Here is a 20058-nt window from a genome sequence, read left to right on the forward strand (position 1 = left end):
AGCTCCTGTGTTTAGTGCGTTGACTGCTCTTCGCGGGCGCCTTGTGAGGCCGGCCGGGATGTGATGCTGTGGTGAGGCACCAGAGTTCGCCAGTCCTGGTCCAGTCCGATCTCGGAGGAGATGCCGATCGCCTCTGGGGCCGCCGCGCGGGAGCCAACGATCTCCCGTCCGTCTCGTGCGGCCTTTGCGCACGCAAGCAAGCTGCGATAGAGGCGCGCGATGGCGACGTCTGCCGCGGACAGCATCTCCTGCGAGCGATCACGAAGCGCCCCACTGGAGACGCTGCATGCGGCATCCTCCTGGGTGAAGCTGTCGAAGCCGGTGAAATGACCCTGACGCTGCACAACGCGGTCTTGGCGGTAGCCGTTGCGCCATGACATCGTCCGTTCGTCGTTGCAAGTCTCGGCCGTCATCCCGTACTTCGTCAGGGTCGGCTCGTCCAGACCGACGAATGCGAGCTGCTGGGTCCGCAGCGGCTCGGTCCCGATCGCCGTCTGCGGGTTCCACCACACATGAAAGAAGTTGCAGCGCTCATCGTTGACGGGCACCACGGCAAACCAGAGGTCGCCGTTCGGATTGGCGACGAAGCACGGTGCGATGAAGGACGTGATGCGCGCCATCCGCTTGTCGCCAACACGGCGCATCGCGACGTAGTGGAATCCGAAGTCCGTCTCGTCCGCCTCGATGGTCGGCGAGGGGTCGAACTGCATATGCGTGGTCTTCTTGGCGAAGTCCAGATCCGCGCCGTTGGTCTTCGCGAGGCCGGAAGAATGCAGGATCGACAAATGCGATGAATCCACGAGGCCCTCGATCACCTGCACGTAATTGCAGTTGACCACGGCCACGGCGTTGATTCGGTGCGCATCGTCTTGGGCCATGAAGGACCACGTCGGGAATGGCGGCACCTCGTCCGTCGGTCCCAGGTATGCCCAAAGCAGGCCGCCGGCCTCTCGCACGGGATAGGTCCGGCCCTTGATGCGCCCCTTGAATTTCGCATCGGCCACGTTCGGCGTATCGAGCACCTGGCCGTCCACAGCGAACTTCCAGCCGTGGTAGATGCAGCGAAGCCCGTCCCCCTCGGCGCGGGCGAGTTGCATGGACGCACCACGATGCAGGCAATGCTCCGCGAAGAGTCCCGCGCGGCCCTGCCGGTCACGCCAGACGATGAACTTCTCGCCGAGCAACTCGACCGCCTTGGGTTCGCCGTCCGGCGCGGGGACGTCCGAGAGCTGGATCGCGGGTAGCCAGAAACGGCGCATTGCGTCGCCCATGGCGGTACCGCGTCCGGTGCGGCACATCAGTTCGTTGTCTTGACTGGAAAGCATGTGGGATCCTTTTCGAGGTTAAAGATCGAGGACGAGAACCGGCGTGCGCGCACGTGAGCAGCACGGCGTAAAGCAGTCGTTGCGCGCGTGCTCCTCGTCAGTCAGGTAAAGGTCGCGGTGGTCCGGCGTGCCGTCGACCACCTTGGTGATGCATGTTCCGCACACACCCTGCTCGCATGACAGCGAGACGCCGAATCCGGCAGCCAGGAGCGCATCCGCGGCACTCTGATCCGCGGCAACCCGGATGAGCCGACCGCTGCCCTTGAGTTGCAGTTCGAAGGGTCCGTCGGCCGAATGATCGATCGGTGCAGCTGCAAAATATTCGCGATGCAACAGCGCCTCGGGCCATCCGAGTTCGCGCGCCGTACCCAGCACGTGGTCCATGAATCCGGTCGGGCCGCAGACGTACAGGTGCTTGTCGGGCGCCGGCGGCCCGATCGCCGACCGGGCGTCCAGCTTCTGGGCATCGGGCCCGTCATCGACGTGGATCTTTATCCGATCGGCATAGCTGCTTTCGAGCAGATCGCCGACAAAAGCCATGCGCGCCAAAGAGCGGCCGCAATAGTGAAGCTCGAACGGGCGGCCTTCGCGCGAGAGCTGTGCAGCCATGCAGAGAATCGGCGTGATACCAATTCCGCCGGCAAACAGCAGCGACCGTTCCACTCCGGCATGCAGCCCGAAGTGGTTGCGCGGCGCGCTGATGGTGATTTCGTCTCCTTCCCGCACGCCATCCAGCATCTGCACGGAGCCGCCGCGTGACTGCGGATCGCGCAACACCCCGATGCGATAGCGCTGATGCTCATCGGGCAAGTCGTACAAGGAGTATTGGCGGACGAGGCCGCCCGGCAGATGCACATCGATGTGCGAGCCGGCCAGAAAATCCGGCAGAGGCGTGCCGTCGGATGCCGCGAGTTCGAAGCTCGCGATCCCATCAGCGAGTTCGCGGCGTGCGGCGACTTTGACGTGCAGGAGGTTGTCCATGACTGCAAACTTCCGAACTTCTTCCATGGAAGATATTGAATCAAAAAAAAGCGATGGCGACTAAGCCGTCGCGGTCTGCCGTGGACGGATCACGATCGGAGATCCGCCAAGCCGGCTTTGAACCAGCCAGTGCGCTAGACCCAGGTCCATCACCTTGGCGTGTTGCGGGAACCAGTCGGCCAGTGCGTAGGCGAAGCGGTGAACCACCTGCGCATGCCCCTCGGCGAGCGCTGCGCGCACCTCCTCCAGTGATCTGAGAACGGCCGCGTGCTCGTCGACGTGACAGCCGGCCGACTCGTAGCCGGTTTGCTGCATCGCTCCATCTTCCTCGGCGAAGTGACGACGCGCGTGCTCGGCAAACGTCTCCAGCGCAGCGGAGAGCTCTGCGTCATCGGCGTGCAACATGGCGTCGACGCACTCCACGAACTCCCTGTGGGTCTCGTCCATGGCCGGGTCGCCCACCGCGTAGTCCTCCTGCCAGAAGAACTCCGCGGGCATCGTTGAGGTCGCACTCATGCCAGTTCCTTTTCGCCGAGCGGATGCGGCAACAAATCGCGCCATGCACGGTCGTTCAAGACATCATTGATACCCGCCACCCGGGACCAGTCGATGCCGCCCTGCAGCGCCAGTGGAGCTTCGCCTTTTTCCACGGCATCGGCACACGCAAGCAGCGCACGGTACAGACGCGCGATCCCGATGTCGGATACCGAGAGCACTTCGGCGGAGCGGTCCCGCACGCGGCCGGCCGAAACCGACGCAGCCACGTCTTCCTCGATCAGGCCCGGCAGCCCACTCCAACTCTCACCTTTGCGCATGGATTCGCGGTCTTGAGCAAAGTTGTTGTGCGGCCCTGGCTTGTCTGCGCGACCCAGCGTTTCGTCAGTCAAGCCGAAGCCCTCGAGCACCTCGGGCGTCAGGCCGATGAATTCGAGATGCCGGCTGCGCAGCGGCTCCCGATTGAGCTCATGGGTCGGGCTCCAGAACACATGGATGAACGCCGTTCGCGTGTCGTCCATCGGGACCACGAAAGTCGCGATGTCGCCGTTGGGGTTGAGCACGATGCATGGTGCAACGAAGGCCGCGATCCTCGCCTCGGTGCGCTGCCCTTTCTCGTCTGCGATCTCGCGCAGCGCGGCATAGTAGAAGCCGAATGGCGTCTCCTCCACTTCGAGGCGCGGCGCCAGATTCTGTTGCATCGAGTTCACCTTCTCGGCAAATTCGAGCTCCGCATTCCCCGCCCGGCTCAGGCCGTTCAGGTGCAGCAAGCCCAGGTGCGACGAGTCCACAAGTCCCTCGATCACCTGAACGAAGTTGCACTCCTCGACATGGCGCGTGACCAATCGATTCGCATCTGGCAGGTCCATCCATGACCAGTGCGCAAACTCGGGCTCCAGATGGCGCGGACCGAGGTAGGCCCACAACAAGCCGCCCGCCTCGCGCACCGGATACGTCCGGCCCTTGATGCGGTCCTTGAACCGGGGATCCGCGACGTTCGGCGTGTCGAGAACCGTGCCGTCAACGGCAAACTTCCACCCGTGGTAGATGCATCGCAGGCCGTCGCCTTCCGAGCGCGCAAGGCGCATCGACGCACCCCGATGCAAGCAGGCCTCCGCATACAGGCCAGCGCGACCCGCCGCGTCTCTCCAGGCGACGAAACGTTCGCCGAGGAGTTCGACACCCCTGGGATCCGAATCGGGCAACAACTCCGATGAGAGCAGCAGCGGAAGCCAGTAACGGCGCAAGGTCACGCCCATCGGCTGGTCAGCCCCAACACGGCAAAGCCGCTCATTCGTTTGTGCATTCAACATTTGATGCTTCCTCAGTGATAGACCGAGCCGCCGTCGACCGCGAGGATCTGGCCGGAGATGAAGGATGCGTCCTCGCTTGCCAGGAAGGCGACTGCGCCCACAATGTCGGCAGGCCAGCCGTCGCGCGGGAGAGCCCGCGTCGCAATGGCCGACTCTCGGTAGCTCGCGAGGAATTCCTTGTTGCCCAGGTTGCCTTCGCTGAGCGTGTAGCCCGGTGACACCGCGTTGACGGTGATGAAGTCGTGACCGAGTTCGCGCGCGAGCGAGCGCGTCATCGTCATCAGGGCACCCTTGCTTGCAACGTAGTCCAGCATGAACGGCGCCCCTTTGAAGGCAGTACCCGAAGTGATGTTGACGATGCGCCCGAACTGCTGGCGCCGCATGTGCGGAGCGACCGCGCGCGCGCAGAGAAACGGGCCCATCGCATTGACATCCTGCATGCGGCGCCACTCGGCCACCGAGATCTCTTCAAAGGCGCGCAACTTGATACTGGCCGCGATCGCCGCGTTGTTCACCAGGATGTCCACGCGGCCGAATTGCGCGAGTGCCGCCTCGACCATCTCCTTCACGGAATGCTCTTGCGCCACGTCGACCTTCAAAGCCAATGCACGGGCCCCGGAGGCTTGCAGCTCCCGGGCTTGCGGCGTCGCGTCGGCGAGGTCGGCCAGCACCACGGCTGCGCCCTCGGCAGCGAGCCGTTGCGCGATCGCCAGCCCGATGCCGGTTTGCGCGCCGGTGACGATCGCCACCTTGTCCACGAGTTTCATTGCTTGCTTCTCCACGTTCAGTGACCCAGACCCATCAACCCGGCGATGCGCCCTTCGTCGCCAGCCAGTTGATCGGACGCACCCTCGAAGACCGTGCGACCCCGGTCCATCACGATGCAGCGATTGGAAAGATCAAGGGCAATGTCGACCCGCTGCTCCACCAGCAGCAGCGCGAGCGAGCTTTCCCGCACGATGCGGCGGATGCTTTGCACGAGATGCTCCACGATGATGGGCGCGAGACCTTCGAAAGGCTCGTCCATCAACAGCGCACGGGGGTTGCCCAGGAGCGCACGGGCGATGGCCAGCATCTGCTGCTCGCCGCCTGAGAGCTGGTTGCCATGGCTTGCAAGCCGCTCGTGCAAACGCGGGAAAAGGTCGATGACACGCTGCACGGTCCAATCGCCCGGCCGATGTGCGATTTGCAGATGCTCGGTGACGGTGAGGCTCGGAAAGACCTCCCGGCTTTGCGGCACGTAGCCGATCCCGCGGCGCGCGCGCTCGTGAGACGCAAGCCCTGCGACATCGCCCCCATCCAGGACGATGCCGCCGCTGCGGCGCTGCGCACGACCGACAATCAATTCGAGCAGGGTGCTCTTGCCTACGCCATTGCGACCGACGATCGCCACCGTCTCGCCGGCAGCAAGGCACAAGCTCAACTCTTCCACCACCAAGGTGGGCCCCCAACCGCCCGACAGCTTCGTGATTTCAAGCATATGCGGCGGCTCCATCGAAGCGCTTCTTTCCCGATGACCCGAGATAGACGGCCTGCACTTGCGGATGCGACATGACTTCCTTGGGCTTGCCGGACATCAGCAGCGCACCATTGACCAGCACGGCCACCTCGGAAGCGAACATCCGCACCATCTCCATGTCGTGCTCGATCATCAGCACCGCAATGTCTGCCGGCAATGTGGCGATCGCGCCGTGCAGCAAGTCGAGCTCGGTGCTGGGAATGCCGGCCGCAGGCTCATCCAGCAGCAGGACCTTCGGTTGCAGCGCCAGCGCGATCGCAATCTCGACGAGCCGCTGCCTTCCGTATGCGATCTCCGTCACCTTCCGGTACCGGTCGTCCTGGAGCTTCAGCTGCAACAGCAACGTCTCGGTGTGCTCGAGCAGGTCGATCTCCCGACCAGCCGGCCGCCACATCTGGAAGCCGCGCCCTGCCGCTTGCGTGACGGCAATGAAGACGTTCTCGAAAACCGTCAGTTGCGAGAAGAGACTCGAGATCTGGAACGTGCGAACCAATCCCTTGCGCGTCCGCACCGCCGCCGAGGCTCCCGTGACCTCTTCACCGAACAGCTGCAGCTTTCCAGCGTCTGGCCTCAACACCCCCGTGAGCAGGTTCACGAGCGTGGTCTTGCCGGCACCGTTGGGGCCGATCAAGGCCGTGCGAGTGCCCTTCGGCAGCGAGATGCTCACGTCTTGCGTGACGTGCAGCGCACCGAAGTGCTTGCTCAGCCCGCTCGCTTGCAGCGCGATCATCGCGGCACTCATGACCGGCCCTCGTTGCCGCGCAACTTGCGCAAGGCGTTCTGCGCCAGTCCCACCAATCCCCCGCGGCCGAACATCACCACCGCAATCAGGACGAGGCCGATGATCAGCATCCAATAGAACGGATTCCATTGGGAAGAGAAATGCTTCAGCAGCATGTAGGCCGGGGCACCAATGAAGGCGCCATACAGTGTGCCGATGCCGCCGAGAACCAGCATGACCAGGACATCCACCGAAGTGTCGAGCGCGAAGACGCCGATCCCCACGAATGCGTTCGCCTGAGTGAACAACGCGCCCGCAATGCCTGCGATGGCGCCGCTGATGATGTAGGCCAATGTGAGATGGGGCAGCACGCGATTGCCGATCAGGCGCATGCGCGCCGGGTTCTCGCGCACGCCCTGCAGCATCACGCCGAAGGGCGATGCCACGACACGTTTGAGCAGCACGAAAAGCAGCACCAGCCAGGCCAGTACATAGAGGTAAGCCGTGCTGCCGCCCAGCCCCCATTCGAACCGCCCAAGAATCGGGGCGAACTGGATGCCCGCCAGACCGTCGTCGCCCCCTGTGATGTCAGTCGCTTTGTGGGCAGCCTCGAACACGAGCACGCCCAGAGCCAATGTGACCATCAGCAGCGGGAGACCGGTCAATCTCAGCAGGAAGGGTCCCACCAAGGCCGCGAGAGCGCCCGCCGCGAGTCCGCCCATCAATGCGACGCTGATCGGCTCGGTCCAGCCCGCCAGGGAGAGCCATCCAGCCGTGAAGGCCCCGAGCCCGAAAAAGACCGCGTGACCAAAGGAAAGCACACCTGAAAATCCCAGCAGCAGGTCATAGGACAGCACGAGAAGCACCATGACCAGAACCGAGGTACCCAGCGACAGATACTGCGGAAAGGCAAAGTAGCAAGCCAGCGCGACGCCGAGCCAGAGGAACTCCGAGAAGTGCCAGCGGTGGCGCCCGAGGATCGAATCGCGTGTCGCAGAGTTCATGTCGTCAGGCCGTCCGCGCACGAGCGAGCAGGCCATCGGGCCGCCACACGATCAGCGCAATCAGAAGCAGATAGATGAGGAATGCGCCGGACTGTGGAAACAGGTAGCGCCCGGCCGTCTCGAAAAGGCCGACGATCACCGCGACGGCGACGGAGGCCGTCACCTGGCCATGTCCTGCGAGGGCGACGATGACCAGCACCAGCACAAGGTGCTTGAGCGGCCACATCGGCTCCATCGGCAACATGGGCGCCGCCAGGATGCCGCCGAGCGCGGCAAGGCCGCAACCCAACGCGAAAGTCGCCGAGAAAAGCACCGGCACGTTCATCCCCATCGCCTGCGCCATGCCGCGGTTGTCCACTGCGGCGCGAAGTCTCGCCCCGGTGCTGGTGCGCTCGAACACCCACCACAACGCACCAATGATCACCAGGCAGACGACCGCCGAGAAGACGCGGTACACCTCGAACTCACGCACTCCGAGGTCGACATTGCCCTTGAGATAGGCCGGGAGGTCGATCCGCATGACGTTCGGCCCGAACCACATCGTGAGCAGCGCGATCACCACGAAGTTGAAGCCGATGGTCACCAGCACCTGGTCCAGGTCGCTGCGCTTGTACAGATGCACATAGAGCAGCCGCTCCGCGGCGACTCCAAAGATCGCGACCGCGATGACTGCCACGGGCACCGCAACCGCATAGGCCCAGCCGTGCTGCTGCATCAGGCTGATCGCCAGATAGCCGCCAATGGCAGCGAAGGCGCCATGTGCAAGGTTGATGACCCGCATGAGGCCCATGGTGATCACGAGGCCGAGCGCGATCAGGCACAGGACCAGTCCATACGACAGGCCATACAGAACGATGAAGGCGATGGTGTCCACTTCAGTCAACCTGGCAGCGGCTTCGAAGGGGACTCAGTTCGCCGACGCCGGGTTCACCTGCTCCCAGGTTTTGACGACCTGGTTGCGCTTGGTGCCATTGCCGTCCTTGACGACTTCGCGAAGGTAGAAGTTCTGAACCAGCTCTCGTGTGGCGGGGTCGATCGTCACACGGCCGCGCGGACTCTTCCACGTATAGCCAGGCAGGGACTTCACAGCCGCTTGGCCGTCGAACGGCTTGCCGGCCTGGTCGCCAAGCATCTTGTAGGCAAGATGCATCGCGTCGAATGCGCCGATGCTGAACGAGTTCGGACGCGCGGTCGGGCCGACGTTCTTCAACAGCCAATTGGCGAATGCCGTGTTTTCCGGGTTCTTCGCGTTGGCATCGATATAGATGATGGACTTGAAGCCCACGATGGAGTCGTCGAACAGCGGCAGATCGCTGTCTTCCGCTTCGCCCTGGCCGATGATCAGTACCTTCTGCGTCAAGCCGCGGGCAGCCAAAGCCTTGCTGAAGCCCACCGAAGCTGCCCCAGGCGGCAGGAAGATCTGCAGCACGTCAGGATTGGCGTTGGCGATGCGTTCCGCGATTGGTGCGAAGTCCGTGGTGTTCAGCGGCACGCGTACGTTGCCAACCATCTGCCCGCCTTCGGATGTGAACTTGGCCATGAAGGCCTGCTCCACGATATGGCCCGGGCCATAGTCCCCCACTGCGACAAAGCCGCGGGACTTGCCCTGCTGGCGCGCATAGGTGGCAGCGAGTTCCGCCGGTTGATTGATCGCCTGGCCCATGCGAACGAAGTACGGCGACATCTTCATCAGGGAAGGCGTCGCCGCATTCACGATGAAGAGCGGGACCTTGGCCGCGTTCACCACGGGAGCGGTCGCCGCCACTTCCGGGCTCAGATAGAAGCCGCCGAGCATGGCGACCTTGTCTTTCACGACGAGTTCCTCCGCCAGGCGTTTGGCCAGCGTGGCATCGGCGCCTGCGCTGTCGCGATAGATCACTTCGACACGCCGGTCGCCGACCGAAGATCCGTGAATCGCCATGTACGCCTCGACGCCCTGTCGAAACGACTGACCCGCCACTGCGAACGGCCCCGTAAAAGGGCCGACGAAACCGACCTTGATTGGCTCTTGCGCGGCGACGGTGCCGCCGAAAAGAACGGAGGCAGCCAGCACCAACAGACGTGAGATCGACATCTTCATTCGTTTCACCTTCACCTTTTGCAGAGAGATTGCGCTGCAGGCAGAACATCTATTCTGCGCAATCGTCTTCCACGGAAGATATCATTTCTGAGTCAGCACCCTATAGGGCAAACCAGCATTGCGTCTCTAAAAATTAACTTCGAAGGGAGCAGCGCCGACTCCGGTAAAATCTCGACTCCGCAGGAGTGGATGTTCCATGGAAGACAAACACAAGATCGATTCTCGAAGCGCTCTCGGTGATGCGCGGGGTCCCGGCGCGGGTCGCCGTGCCCGACCCAGCATCAGCGAACTGATCACGATGCAATGGCAGACCGAGAGGCAAGACCTCGATCTGCAGAACTTCCTTCTGGCGATCTACTTCATGCGGCTAGGCACACTGGTGGACCGCGCGTACGACCGCCACTGTCAGAAGGCATACGGTGTCAATGGCGGAGACATGCGCCTGATGCTCGCGCTTCGCCGCAGCGGGCCTCCCTATGTCAAGAGGCCCACGGATCTGTTCCGAGCCCTGCTGGTGACTTCCGGCGCCATCACCAAGAAGGTCGATCGGCTTGTCGAGGCAGGCTATGTGGAGCGACTCCCCGATCCGAGCCACAGTGGCGGCTTTCTGGTGCACCTGACAAAGGCAGGCTTGCAGACGGTGGAGTTGGCGGTCGAGTACCTGGCCAACCACTCCGCACTCGCCCCGGCGATGTCGCAGCTTCCTCCGGACGAACGCAAGCGGGGGACGAATTTCGCGCTGCAAATCCTGTCCATGCTCGAAAGAACCGAAGCCTCGCTCGAGGAAGAGGTCGATGAGCCGCCCTCGCGACCACGCCATGTGCGACGCGCTGGCGGATAGTCAATCCGCGAAGCCTGGCAATGCCGTGCTCAGTGGCTATCACGTCGACATCGCTGCGGGCGGTCGTCACCAGGCCCGAGAGGTGGCTGACTATTCTCGAAATGCCACCCTTGCCGACGGAAGGCAGCGCGAAGATCGAAACACCACCCTGCGACTGCGATGCCGCCCTGACGAAATCGACCTGCCCTGCGACCGCGCCGATGTGATCGCTGCCGATGGCTTCGGCCGCCGGCGTGCCCCTTGCGATCACATCGCCTCGGCGCAAAGTGATTGTTTTGCTGATGTGTCCGGTCAGCGGCCCGAACGAGAACACCATGTCCGCGGTCGTACCATCCTGCATCGTCTCCCCGTCCAACGTGGTGGTAAGCCGTAAATTGCCGGCGTCGACTGCCGATCCGAGGGACCGGCCGCCAATCGGCAGCTACTTCCTTGTGAGTCCAGTTGCTCGCTGTTCTTCACGACTTCCTGAGCTCTCGCATAACTCTCGATCAGCAGCTGGTACGGCGGGAACACGGCGCTGTAGGCTTCGGCCCACTGCCCCGCATCTTCGCGGCTCCAGGTCTTCTGGATCTCGGAGCACACGCCGGCGGTATCGATCGGCACCACGCCCGCCTGCACGACGCGCGCCAGCGTGATCTCCTGGGCCATCTTCGAATAGGTGCCTGAAGCGTCGATCACCGCAAACACCTTGTAGCCTTCATGCACCGCCGCGATGCTCGGGAAGGCCATGCATACGCTCGTGATGGTGCCGGCGATGATCAGTGTGCCGCGGCCGGTGGCCTTCACTGCAGCGACGAACTCGGGGTTGTCCCACGCATTGATCTCACCCTTGCGTGCCACGTACTCGGCATGCGGCGCGTACTTGTGGACTTCAGGGATCAAAGGCCCGTTCGGACCCTGCGGGACCGAGGCCGTCGTGATGACAGGAATCCTTGCCAGCGTCGCCACCTTGGCAAGTGTGGTGACATTGGCGCGCAGCTCCGTCATCGGCATGTCCCTGGTAGCAAGCCCGCGCCTTCTGGAGAAGACGGGCACTCCTCAGTTGCCCGCGGACTTGTCCAAGCTCCCCAGCATGGACATGGGCATGCCCCAGAGCCAGCACGTTTGGAGTCTCATCGGCCCCAATGGCGCGCATGTGGATGTTCACCACAACCCGCGGTTCGTCACGCGCAGCATGCTGGCGCTTCGTGCGGGCGCTGCGTCGGGAGTGGGCGTGGTCCAACTCCCGACGATGATGGTGCGCGAGGAGATCGAGCGCGGGGTGTTAGTGCACGTGATTCCCGGCTGGGCACCTCGGCGCGAACTCATTCACGCTGTATTCGGCTCTCGCCGTGGTCTCCTGCCGGCTGTCCGAGCGCTGATCGATGACCTCGCCGAACGCTTCGCGCGGCTGGAAGAGGACTGACGCGAGCGAGCTGGTTGCCCTGCGAGGCGTGGATGCGCGGCCGGACACAAGGTCCTTTCTCAGGGGCCGAAACCTCCGACGAAAGCCACGCCGCCACCGCCCCACGCGCCCCAATCTGCATTGTTCAGCTCATCGTACTGAGCCTCTCGCAGATCCTCTTTGTTCATTTGTTGGTGATAGCGCATTTCCTGGTAAACCGAGTATTGCGCCGAGTTGCCAACGAGTGCCATTCCATTCGTGGAATCGCGCATCACGTAGTAAATGACTCCCTTGTACTTGACGGGTGTGACAGTGTCTTTGGGTAGCTTGGCGTAAATGGCCGACTGTTCAGGAGTCGTCGGCGTAACGATCTTGAAGCCCGCAGCAATTGCGATCTTGTCGCGGTCCGGGTGGCTGGTTGCGCATCCGGCGGCGGCCAACGCAATCAGCGCCACGCCGCAGATTCTCTTGAAGATGACTTTGAATTTTTTCATGGTTTTTGCTTGAAGTTGGCGACAGGTGACCAGACAACGCAGCAGTCCGCTTTCTGTTTCGCGGATTGCTCTCGAAGCCTGCCAGCAATGTAACCCCTTGCCGCCGGAAAGCTGTCCTTCCACGGGTACATTGCATGTCCTTTGCCGAATCCGAGAACACCCGCATGCGCCGCGTCAAAACCCTGGTCCTGATCATCCTGCTCATCCTGATCGCCGCATGCACGACCTTGGCGCTCCAGCACTTCGATGAGCTCTACGGACCGGCCGACCCGAAGCGCTTCGACCATCCGCTTGCGCCAATGCCCGGAGAGTCCTATGCGCAGACGATCCAGCCGATCCTCGACCGCCGCTGCGTGGTCTGCCACGCCTGCTATGACGGACCCTGCCAGCTCAAGGCCACGGCCTGGGAAGGCTTGGCTCGAGGTGCCAGCAAGACGCCGGTGTACGACGCGTCGCGGCTGCTCGCGGCGAATCCCACGCGGCTTTTTGTCGACGCGCAGGAGCCTTCGCAATGGCGGGATAGGGGCTTCTTTCCGGTGCTCAACGAGCATGCGCCGACGCCCGAGGCCAATCGCACGGCCGGGCTGATGCACCGGCTTCTGGTGCTGAAGGAGAAGCATCCGCTGCCCACCAGCGGGATCGTGGGCGCAGGGCTCGATTTTTCAATCGGGCGCGAAGCGATGTGCCCGGCCGGTGCCGAGATCGACGCCTATGAACGCAAGATGCCGCTCGGCGGCATGCCCTTCGGCCTTCCGGGCCTGAGTCCGGCCGAGCAGAACCAGCTCAAGAGCTGGATCGAACGCGGCGCGCCTTACGAAGGCCCGCCGCCGCTGGCGCCGCTCGCGCAAGACCGCATCGCGGCTTGGGAGCGCTTCTTCAATGGCGATTCGCGCAAGGAGCGGCTCTTCAGCCGCTATGCGTACGAGCACCTGTTCCTCGCTCATCTCTATTTCGATGACGATCCGCAGCGCCAGTTTTTCAAGATGGTGCGTTCGGCAACCGCGCCCGGCCAGCCAGTGCAATTGATCGCCAGCCGCCGGCCGGTCGACGATCCAGGAGTCGAGCGCTTTTACTACCGCCTGGTCCCGGAGCGCGAATCCATCGTTGCCAAGACTCATATGCCCTACGCGCTGAGTCCCGCCCGAATGCAGCGCTGGCGTTCGCTGTTTCTTGATGCGCCCTACACGGTCGATCGCCTGCCCGGCTACAGCGCCGATACGGCCGCGAATCCATTCGCAACCTTCGCCGCGCTACCCGTGGAGGCGCGCTACCGCTTCATGCTCGACGAGGCCGAGTTCACGATCATGGGCTTCATCAAAGGCCCTGTGTGCCGCGGCCAGATGGCACTCGACGTCATAGAGGACCGTTTCTGGGTCACCTTTTTTGCGCCGGGTGGGCGCAATGATCAGGTGCAGGCAGACCTGCTCGCAAAGGACAGCAACCTGCTGCGCCTGCCAACCGGCAGCAGCAACGAGCAAGTGGTCACGCCTTGGATTCACTACGCGCGCCTGGAGAACGAATACCTGCGTGCCAAGTCAGCGTTCCTGGCCCGCAACATCGGTGGCCCCCAGCAGCAGAAGCTCGACCTGCAACTGTTGTGGGACGGTGATGGTCGCAATGACAATGCCGCACTCACCGTGTTCCGCCACTTCGACAGCGCCAGTGTCGTCAAGGGCATGGTCGGTGACGCGCCCAAGACTGCCTGGGTCATCGGCTATCCGCTGCTGGAGCGCATCCATTACCTGCTGGTTGCCAATTACGACGTGTTCGGCAACGTCGGGCATCAACTCAACTCGCGCCTCTACATGGACTTCCTGCGCATGGAAGGCGAGTTCAATTTCATCGTGCTGCTGCCGAAGGCACAGCGCATTGCGACACGCGACTATTGGTATCGATCCGACAGCCGTGCCGCACGCGATCAGGTCTACGGCGGCCCATCGACCACGCTGTCTGTCGACAGCGGCATTCACTACCAAACTGCAGATGCCCGACTCGAACTGATGGAGATAATGAAGAAGGGGCTAGCGCCGGTGCTGCCCCGGGAGTTCGAGCTGAGCCGCGCGGCGCCGCCTTTGCAGGGGCCGTTGCGCGAACTCGAGGCGGTGCGCGGCGCGTCATTGCAATGGCTTCCGGAGGAAGCCGCATTGGTGGTCGAGGCGCCCGGTGCCGCGCCAGCGACCTTCAGTCTTCTGCGCAACACCGCGCATGCGAGCGTGTCGCACCTGCTGGGTGAGCGCCGCGAATTGCGGCCGGACGAGGACACCCTGACGCTGGTGCCCGGTGTGATCGGCGCCTATCCGAATGCCTTCTACAGGGTTGACTCATCGCAGCTGCCGGCGATGGCCGACGCGATCCGGAAGCTGAAGTCTGAAAAAGATTACGCAGCCTTTTCGGAACGCTTTGCAGTGCGTCGCACCGACCCGGCCTTCTGGGCCGTGAGCGACGGGCTTGTCGAGCGGTACCGACGGGACCAGCCTGTTCAGGCCGGCATCCTGGACCTCAACCGCTTCGAGGACAGGTGACAGTCCTTCACTCAGCGACGTGCTTACGGAGAAAAGCCAACTGGGCGCGGACGTTCTCGTCCAGGTAGCGTCCGTAGTAGGGCTGAAAATGATCCGATGCATGCAGAGTGAACTCGGCGTTGGGCATGCGTTCGGCTGCCTTGCGAGCGACATCGGCCGGGATGATGCTGTCGTTCGATCCGGCAATGACGAGCGTCGGCACCCGCACCTTGTGCGCGCTGCGAATGGGGTTGTAGAGCGGGATCTTCAACAGCACTCTTGCGAGTACCTTGTTTTCCCACGTCACGTTGGCGATGTCCTTGAGCTTTTCCATCCCGCTCCATGCCTCGGGGCCTGTCAGCACGGCGAATTCGCCAGGCCGGCCGACGACGGGCAGGTAGTGCGGTCTGCCGAACAAGCTGCCAATGACATCGCGTATGCCAGCGGCAGTCAGCCGCAGAATGACCTTCGGGCTCAGCGAGCCAATCACACCCAGTCCACTCATCAGCGGATGCCCTGCAATGACCGCGGATACGCGATGACCGCGCGCCGCCATGCAGACTACGTGGCCGCCGGAGAGTGAAGTGCCCCACAGCACCATGCGCTGCCCATCCACCTCGTTCCTTGTCTTGACGAACCGAATGGCGGCATCCCAGTCCTGCAGGTGGCGGTCCGGATCGACCCAGTGCCGCGGTTGCCCTTCGCTGTCGCCGAAGTTGCGGTAGTCGAAGAGGAACACGGCATACCCGGCTTCGACGAAGCGCTCCGCGTGCGGACGCAGCATCGCCCGCACGCCGGCAAAGCCGTGTGCCATCACGATGACGGGAGGGCGATCTCCATGGCTCGGCAGCAGCAGGGTGGCCGCGCAGCGCAAGCCGCGGCTCATGAATGAAGAGTCGATGATTTCCACGGGATCTCTCAGGCGCTCACGGGGACTGGCGCAACGCACAGAGATCCGCCGCGAAGCGATTCGACACCGAACTCCAGTGCGGAATCCTCCACCGGATCCTTGAGGAGCATCACACGGTCTTTTTCAGGGCTGTGCAGCACGCGCCATGGCAATGCGCGGCCTTGTCGCGGCAATATCGCCGCCCCGCGCTGCGCATAGCCTGACTGGAGCGCACCCGCGATCGTTTCGTCCTGCGCCTGGCCCTGCGGCGCGCGTGCCGTGACGACGTCGAGACCTTTGCTGTCCATGTGCTTGAGCAGCCGACAGATGTACCCTCCCGCCATGTCGACCTTCAAGGTCCAGGATGCATTGACGTAGCCGAAGACCCACGCCAGGTTGGGAATGTCCTGCAGCAAGACTCCCTTGTAGGTCATCAGTTCATTCACGGAACGAGTCTGCCCGTCGACCCGCAATTCCATGCCGCCAAAGCACTGCAGTTTCAAACCGGTCGCGGTCACGATGATGTCAGCTTCCAGTTCCTTGCCGGACTTCAGTCGGATGCCGTTCTCCGTGAAGCTGTCGATCTGGTCAGTCACGATGGAGGCCTTGCCTGCCCGGATCGCCTTGAAGAGGTCGGCATCAGGCACTGCGCACAGGCGCTGATCCCACGGCTTGTAGTTGGGCGAGAAATGGCGTATGTCGAAGTCCTTGCCCAAGTGCTTCCTCACACCTGACAGCAGCAGCTTTCTCATCCGTTCGGGCCACCGCTTGGACGCCTTGTAGATCAGTCTCTGCAGGAACAGGTTGCGGGCACGTGCCATGCCGAAGACCCAACGGTCAGGCAGCACGCGCTGCAACACTTCCGAAATCCTGTCGTAGCCCGGCACGGAGAACACGTAGCTGGGCGAACGCTGCAGCATGGTGATATGGGCCGTCTCCTGCGCCATGGTCGGAACCAGCGTCACGGCGGTCGCACCACTGCCGATCACGACAACTCGCTTGTTGCGGTAGTCCAGGCCTTCGGGCCAATGCTGGGGATGCACGCACTGGCCCTTGAAACGCTCTACGCCGGGAAAGCTCGGGAGATAGCCCGCGTCGTAGTCGTAGTAGCCCGTGCAGCTGATCAGGAAGCTGCAAGTGAAGGTGCGGGTCTCACCGCTCTCCTCGTCGACTGCACTGATGGTCCAGCACCTGTGCTCGCTCGACCACGATGCCTGCGTGGTGCGGACGCCAAAATGAATATTCTTGTCGACTCCGAACGCCCGCGCCGTATCGGCAACGTACCGTCGGATCGATGGCCCGTCCGCCAGGACCTTGAGTTCATGCCATGGACGAAATGCATAGCCGAAGGTGAACATGTCCGAATCTGAACGGATGCCTGGATAGCGAAACAGGTCCCAGGTACCGCCTATCGCTTTGCGGCGTTCCAGAAGGCCCACGCGCTTGTCCGGGCATTCCTTCTGCAAATGGCAAGCCATGCCGATGCCGGAAAGTCCGGCCCCGATGATCAGGACGTCGTAGTTTGTCTCCATGTGCTGTCGCCTCTGGTTATGTAGTGGCCACGAGTATTGCTGTGCGTCGTCAGCTCTTCTTGACACTGGGAGACTAATCTTTGACAGTTTGAGACATGACAGCAATGGTCCGAGCGAGTGGATTGCAAGGCTATGCGGCGCTCATGCAGAGCATGGGCTGCAACCCGGCAGTGCTTCTGAAGCGACATCGAATGTCCTTGGCGTTGTTGGCAGATGAAGACGCAATGGTGTCGCTTCGCTCCGGCGTGCAGCTTCTGGAAGCCAGCGCTTTCGAGACCGCCTGCCCCGACTTCGGTTTGCGGATGGCGCAGCTCCAGAATGTCAGCGCGCTCGGTCCGCTCGCGATCGTTTTGCAGAACGCGCCCACTGTCAGGAGCGCGTGGGACTATGTGTCCAGCCATCTGTTCGTCCAGAGCCCCGGTCTCGGAATGAGCGTCCACGAGGATAGTTCGGTGGTCCAAGACGCAGCGGAAATTGCAGTCGAGATCCGGCTGCCTCGATTGCCTGCGCAACGACAGACGATTGATCTGTGCCTGGGCGACTGTCATCGCATTACCCGCTTGCTTGCAGGCAAGAATTACCACTTGCACGCGGTCACCCTGCCTCATGAGCCGCTTGCGCCACTCTCCGTCTACAGGCGATTCTTCGGGGCACCCGTGTTCACTGAGCAGCCGAGAGCCGCCCTGCACCTAAGCCGCGAAACCCTCGACGCAGACTTGCGCGACGCGAATCCTGCGTTGAGACAAATCACCGAAGACTATCTCGACAGGCACTTCCGCAACCCAGGCGAAAGTGTTTCGGCTCGAGTCCGCCTTGCCTTGCGGCGCACGCTAGGAACGCCGCGGGCCGACAAAACACACGTCGCCGAACTACTCGGCGTCCATCCCCGTACCTTGCAACGCCACCTTGCTGCCGAACGCACGACCTTCGAAGCGATTCGAGAAGACACCCGCAAGGAGGTTGCGCATCACTTTCTGCGTGAGACCCGTATTCCTCTTGGCCAACTCGCCCACCTGCTCGGCTTCTCTGAGCAGTCGGCCATGACACGATCTTGTCGCCGCTGGTTCGGCGCCCCACCTTCAGTGATACGCGGGCAAGAATCCAGTCTCGAGTCTGACTGAGGTCTGCCTCTGGGCGGCCCGCATGCTGGCAATGCCAGCGCTACTTGCGGACAACCGCCGCGCCGTTGGGACCCACGCAGCCCGCGCGGTAAACGCCATTGGCGCACGCGACTTTGGGGGGCGGAGGCTTCCTGACCGCGACTGCGCCGTTGGGACCGGCGCAGCCCGCCCGATACACGCCTTTGACGCAAGCGCCTGCGGAGGCGTCCAGCGGCAGCAGCACCATCATTCCGAACGCTGTGGCCGCAGCCAGCGAGTACCTGAGTTTCATGCGTTGTTCCTGTAGTCGAACGGCTGGCCCGCCATCAAAATTCCAGCGGTCTCTCCCGGGCAGAGGGTACTGACAAATGCCGCGAGACGCACCTTCCCCAAAGGGAAGTAGACGGCGAGCGCGCGCGCGCCCAAAGTACTTGCGGATCAAAGAATGGACATTCGGCCTGGTCCGTTCCCATCCGCTCTGGAGATATATGAACCTGAACCTCAAAACAACCACTCGCCAGCTTGGCATTGCCTTGTTGGCCGTCTCGACGCTGATCGGGCCCGTGGGCGTTGCAATGGCCCAAGAGGCACCCGCGACAGCCACGGCACCTGCAAAGACATTCAAGGACGAACGCGCCCTCGGATTGCTCAAGGCCATGAGCGACACGCTCACGGCGGCGAAGACGCTCGACTTCAAGATTCGAGGCATCGTTCCGACGCCCTCTCCGACGGGGCAGTACGTCAGCCTGTTCGCTTCGTCGCGCGTCGTGATGCAGCGGCCCGACAAACTCTTCGTGACCTCGCGTGGAGACCTGTTTCCAAGCGACATCGTCTATGACGGCAAGACGGTGACAGTCATCGGCGCGGATCACAAGTTCTACGCGCAGCGCGAGGCAGCGGGCGGTGCCATCGAATCGCTCATGAAGAACGAGCTGCCAGGGTCGGATGCGACAACGCCGTTTCTGGATCTTCTCGTGCCGGATCCCTTCGCACTGTTGACGCGGGATCTTTCCAGCGCGTTCTGGGTCGGCCAATCGACTGTCGGCGGCGTCAAGACCGACCATCTCGCATTCACTGCCGAGGGGCTGGACTGGGAAATCTGGATTGGTGCCAAGGACAAGCTGCCGCGCCTGATGGTCATCTCCTATCGCACTGGCGAGCGCCAGCCGACGTTCACCGTAGAGTTCTCCGACTGGAGGCTCGGTGCGCCGGTTGCGTCGCAGACCTTCAACGCGCCGATCCCCAAGGGCGCGCTGAAGCTCGAGTTCAAGCAAATGGACGCCCTCAAGTGATCCTGCAAAAAGGCAATGTGATGAAGCATCTCAAGACACTCGTGTTCAGCGTCGCAATCGTGTCCGGTACGCTCGCGCCCTTGTCTGCCGCGAACGCATGGGTCGCCGCTGCCGGCGGCTGGCGCGGCGGGGCGGTCGCGGTCGGTGGCGTCCACCGGCCCTACTACCACCCCTACTATCGTCCCGCGGGCTGCTACGGGTGTGGTGCTGCAGCGGGTGCGGTCGCAGGAATGGCGGTCGGCGCGGCAGTCGCTACTGCGGCGCGACCTACCACTGTGGTGGTCCAACAGGCCCCGGCGGTGGTAGTCCAGCAGCCCGCCTACGTGGTCCACCCGAGCTTGCCGATCGGCACCCAGATCGCCAACGTACCGGGCGGGGCGAGGGAGATGGTCGTGAACGGCACCCGGTATTACCAGGCAGGTCCAATCTGGTACAAGCCCTACTTTGGTTCGAGCGGGGTCTACTACGAAGTCGTGCCGGCGCCATAGGGCGCCCAAGATTGCGACGCGGACTCGACGGCCGCGCCGCGTCTTCGTTCGTGAGCAATCCATTACCTCGCCGCGGCGGCCAGTCCTCGTTTGATTTTC

General features: G+C 62.9%; 19 protein-coding genes and 3 pseudogenes. 6 read left to right on the plus strand and 16 right to left on the minus strand.

Features of this window, described 5'->3' with window-relative positions; all coding sequences use genetic code 11:
* Window positions 1-11: 11 nt before the first annotated feature.
* The 10 genes from AC1DMA_RS06210 to AC1DMA_RS06255 are packed head-to-tail and all read right to left on the minus strand — an operon-like array spanning window position 12 to window position 9438.
* Complete coding sequence (locus tag AC1DMA_RS06210) at window positions 12-1325, minus strand: Rieske 2Fe-2S domain-containing protein (RefSeq protein ID WP_478143606.1); 1314 nt, start codon at window positions 1323-1325, stop codon at window positions 12-14.
* 18 nt (window positions 1326-1343) lie between these two features.
* Window positions 1344-2306, minus strand: coding sequence for a PDR/VanB family oxidoreductase (locus tag AC1DMA_RS06215; RefSeq protein WP_478143607.1), 963 nt, complete (start codon window positions 2304-2306; stop codon window positions 1344-1346).
* Between the two features lie 60 nt (window positions 2307-2366).
* Entirely contained in the window at window positions 2367-2822 is a 456-nt protein-coding gene (locus tag AC1DMA_RS06220) for a bacteriohemerythrin (RefSeq protein WP_478143608.1), read from the minus strand.
* Window positions 2819-4114, minus strand: coding sequence for a Rieske 2Fe-2S domain-containing protein (locus AC1DMA_RS06225; protein WP_478143609.1), 1296 nt, complete (start codon window positions 4112-4114; stop codon window positions 2819-2821). Before AC1DMA_RS06225 ends, AC1DMA_RS06220 begins: the two co-directional genes overlap by 4 nt.
* Window positions 4115-4125: 11 nt before the next feature.
* The gene (locus AC1DMA_RS06230) at window positions 4126-4881 is read right to left on the minus strand and encodes an SDR family NAD(P)-dependent oxidoreductase (protein ID WP_478143610.1); all 756 of its coding nucleotides are present in this window, start codon (window positions 4879-4881) and stop codon (window positions 4126-4128) included.
* A gap of 17 nt (window positions 4882-4898) precedes the next feature.
* Window positions 4899-5594, minus strand: coding sequence for an ABC transporter ATP-binding protein (locus AC1DMA_RS06235; RefSeq protein ID WP_478143611.1), 696 nt, complete (start codon window positions 5592-5594; stop codon window positions 4899-4901).
* On the minus strand, window positions 5587-6375 hold the full coding sequence (locus tag AC1DMA_RS06240) for an ABC transporter ATP-binding protein (RefSeq protein WP_478143612.1): 789 nt from the start codon (window positions 6373-6375) through the stop codon (window positions 5587-5589). The genes AC1DMA_RS06235 and AC1DMA_RS06240 overlap by 8 nt, the downstream gene beginning before the upstream one ends.
* Window positions 6372-7358, minus strand: coding sequence for a branched-chain amino acid ABC transporter permease (locus AC1DMA_RS06245; RefSeq protein WP_478143613.1), 987 nt, complete (start codon window positions 7356-7358; stop codon window positions 6372-6374). The genes AC1DMA_RS06240 and AC1DMA_RS06245 overlap by 4 nt, the downstream gene beginning before the upstream one ends.
* Before the next feature lie 4 nt (window positions 7359-7362).
* Entirely contained in the window at window positions 7363-8232 is an 870-nt protein-coding gene (locus tag AC1DMA_RS06250; protein WP_478124254.1) for a branched-chain amino acid ABC transporter permease, read from the minus strand.
* Between the two features lie 33 nt (window positions 8233-8265).
* Window positions 8266-9438 carry an ABC transporter substrate-binding protein gene (locus tag AC1DMA_RS06255; RefSeq protein WP_478143614.1) on the minus strand — a complete coding sequence of 391 codons (1173 nt, stop codon included), beginning with the start codon at window positions 9436-9438 and terminating at the stop codon, window positions 8266-8268.
* Between the two features lie 196 nt (window positions 9439-9634).
* Between AC1DMA_RS06255 and AC1DMA_RS06260 the strand changes: the two genes are divergently transcribed.
* Window positions 9635-10279: a MarR family winged helix-turn-helix transcriptional regulator gene (locus AC1DMA_RS06260; protein ID WP_478124256.1), complete on the plus strand. Its 645-nt coding sequence runs from the start codon at window positions 9635-9637 to the stop codon at window positions 10277-10279.
* Window positions 10280-10316: 37 nt separating this feature from the next.
* Here the strand turns inward: AC1DMA_RS06260 and AC1DMA_RS06265 are convergent.
* Window positions 10317-10619, minus strand: a pseudogene (locus AC1DMA_RS06265) (acetyl-CoA hydrolase/transferase C-terminal domain-containing protein); the annotation flags it as partial.
* 89 nt (window positions 10620-10708) lie between these two features.
* Window positions 10709-11275: pseudogene (locus tag AC1DMA_RS06270) on the minus strand (isochorismatase family protein); the annotation flags it as partial.
* Between AC1DMA_RS06270 and AC1DMA_RS06275 the strand changes: the two are divergent.
* Window positions 11268-11684, plus strand: a pseudogene (locus AC1DMA_RS06275) (LysR substrate-binding domain-containing protein); the annotation flags it as partial. The pseudogenes AC1DMA_RS06270 and AC1DMA_RS06275 sit on opposite strands and share 8 nt — an antisense overlap.
* A gap of 59 nt (window positions 11685-11743) precedes the next feature.
* Here AC1DMA_RS06275 and AC1DMA_RS06280 read toward each other — a convergent pair.
* The gene (locus AC1DMA_RS06280; protein WP_478124257.1) at window positions 11744-12280 is read right to left on the minus strand and encodes a hypothetical protein; all 537 of its coding nucleotides are present in this window, start codon (window positions 12278-12280) and stop codon (window positions 11744-11746) included.
* An 11-nt stretch (window positions 12281-12291) separates the two neighbouring features.
* On the opposite strand from AC1DMA_RS06280, the gene AC1DMA_RS06285 reads away from it, so the two are divergent.
* Window positions 12292-14679: a fatty acid cis/trans isomerase gene (locus AC1DMA_RS06285; RefSeq protein ID WP_478124258.1), complete on the plus strand. Its 2388-nt coding sequence runs from the start codon at window positions 12292-12294 to the stop codon at window positions 14677-14679.
* Between the two features lie 7 nt (window positions 14680-14686).
* On the opposite strand, the gene AC1DMA_RS06290 is transcribed toward AC1DMA_RS06285, so the two are convergent.
* Both AC1DMA_RS06290 and AC1DMA_RS06295 read right to left on the minus strand, forming a co-directional pair.
* Window positions 14687-15568 carry an alpha/beta hydrolase gene (locus AC1DMA_RS06290; RefSeq protein ID WP_478143615.1) on the minus strand — a complete coding sequence of 294 codons (882 nt, stop codon included), beginning with the start codon at window positions 15566-15568 and terminating at the stop codon, window positions 14687-14689.
* A gap of 8 nt (window positions 15569-15576) precedes the next feature.
* A complete protein-coding gene (locus AC1DMA_RS06295) occupies window positions 15577-17079 on the minus strand; it encodes a flavin-containing monooxygenase (protein ID WP_478143616.1) in 1503 nt (500 codons plus the stop codon).
* Between the two features lie 143 nt (window positions 17080-17222).
* Here AC1DMA_RS06295 and AC1DMA_RS06300 point away from each other — a divergent pair, with 143 nt between their 5' ends.
* Window positions 17223-18200 (plus strand): AraC family transcriptional regulator, encoded by a 978-nt coding sequence (locus tag AC1DMA_RS06300; RefSeq protein WP_478143617.1) that lies wholly within the window; start codon window positions 17223-17225, stop codon window positions 18198-18200.
* A 40-nt stretch (window positions 18201-18240) separates the two neighbouring features.
* Here AC1DMA_RS06300 and AC1DMA_RS06305 read toward each other — a convergent pair whose 3' ends face one another.
* Window positions 18241-18471, minus strand: coding sequence for a hypothetical protein (locus AC1DMA_RS06305; protein ID WP_478143618.1), 231 nt, complete (start codon window positions 18469-18471; stop codon window positions 18241-18243).
* A gap of 196 nt (window positions 18472-18667) precedes the next feature.
* Between AC1DMA_RS06305 and AC1DMA_RS06310 the strand changes: the two genes are divergently transcribed.
* Both AC1DMA_RS06310 and AC1DMA_RS06315 read left to right on the plus strand, forming a co-directional pair.
* Window positions 18668-19471, plus strand: a complete 804-nt coding sequence (locus AC1DMA_RS06310) for a DUF2092 domain-containing protein (protein ID WP_478143619.1) — start codon at window positions 18668-18670, stop codon at window positions 19469-19471.
* A complete protein-coding gene (locus AC1DMA_RS06315) occupies window positions 19468-19959 on the plus strand; it encodes a hypothetical protein (protein WP_478143620.1) in 492 nt (163 codons plus the stop codon). Before AC1DMA_RS06310 ends, AC1DMA_RS06315 begins: the two co-directional genes overlap by 4 nt.
* Window positions 19960-20058: the final 99 nt, after the last annotated feature.

It is taken from the genome of Variovorax sp. 05N34 (assembly GCF_056397405.1).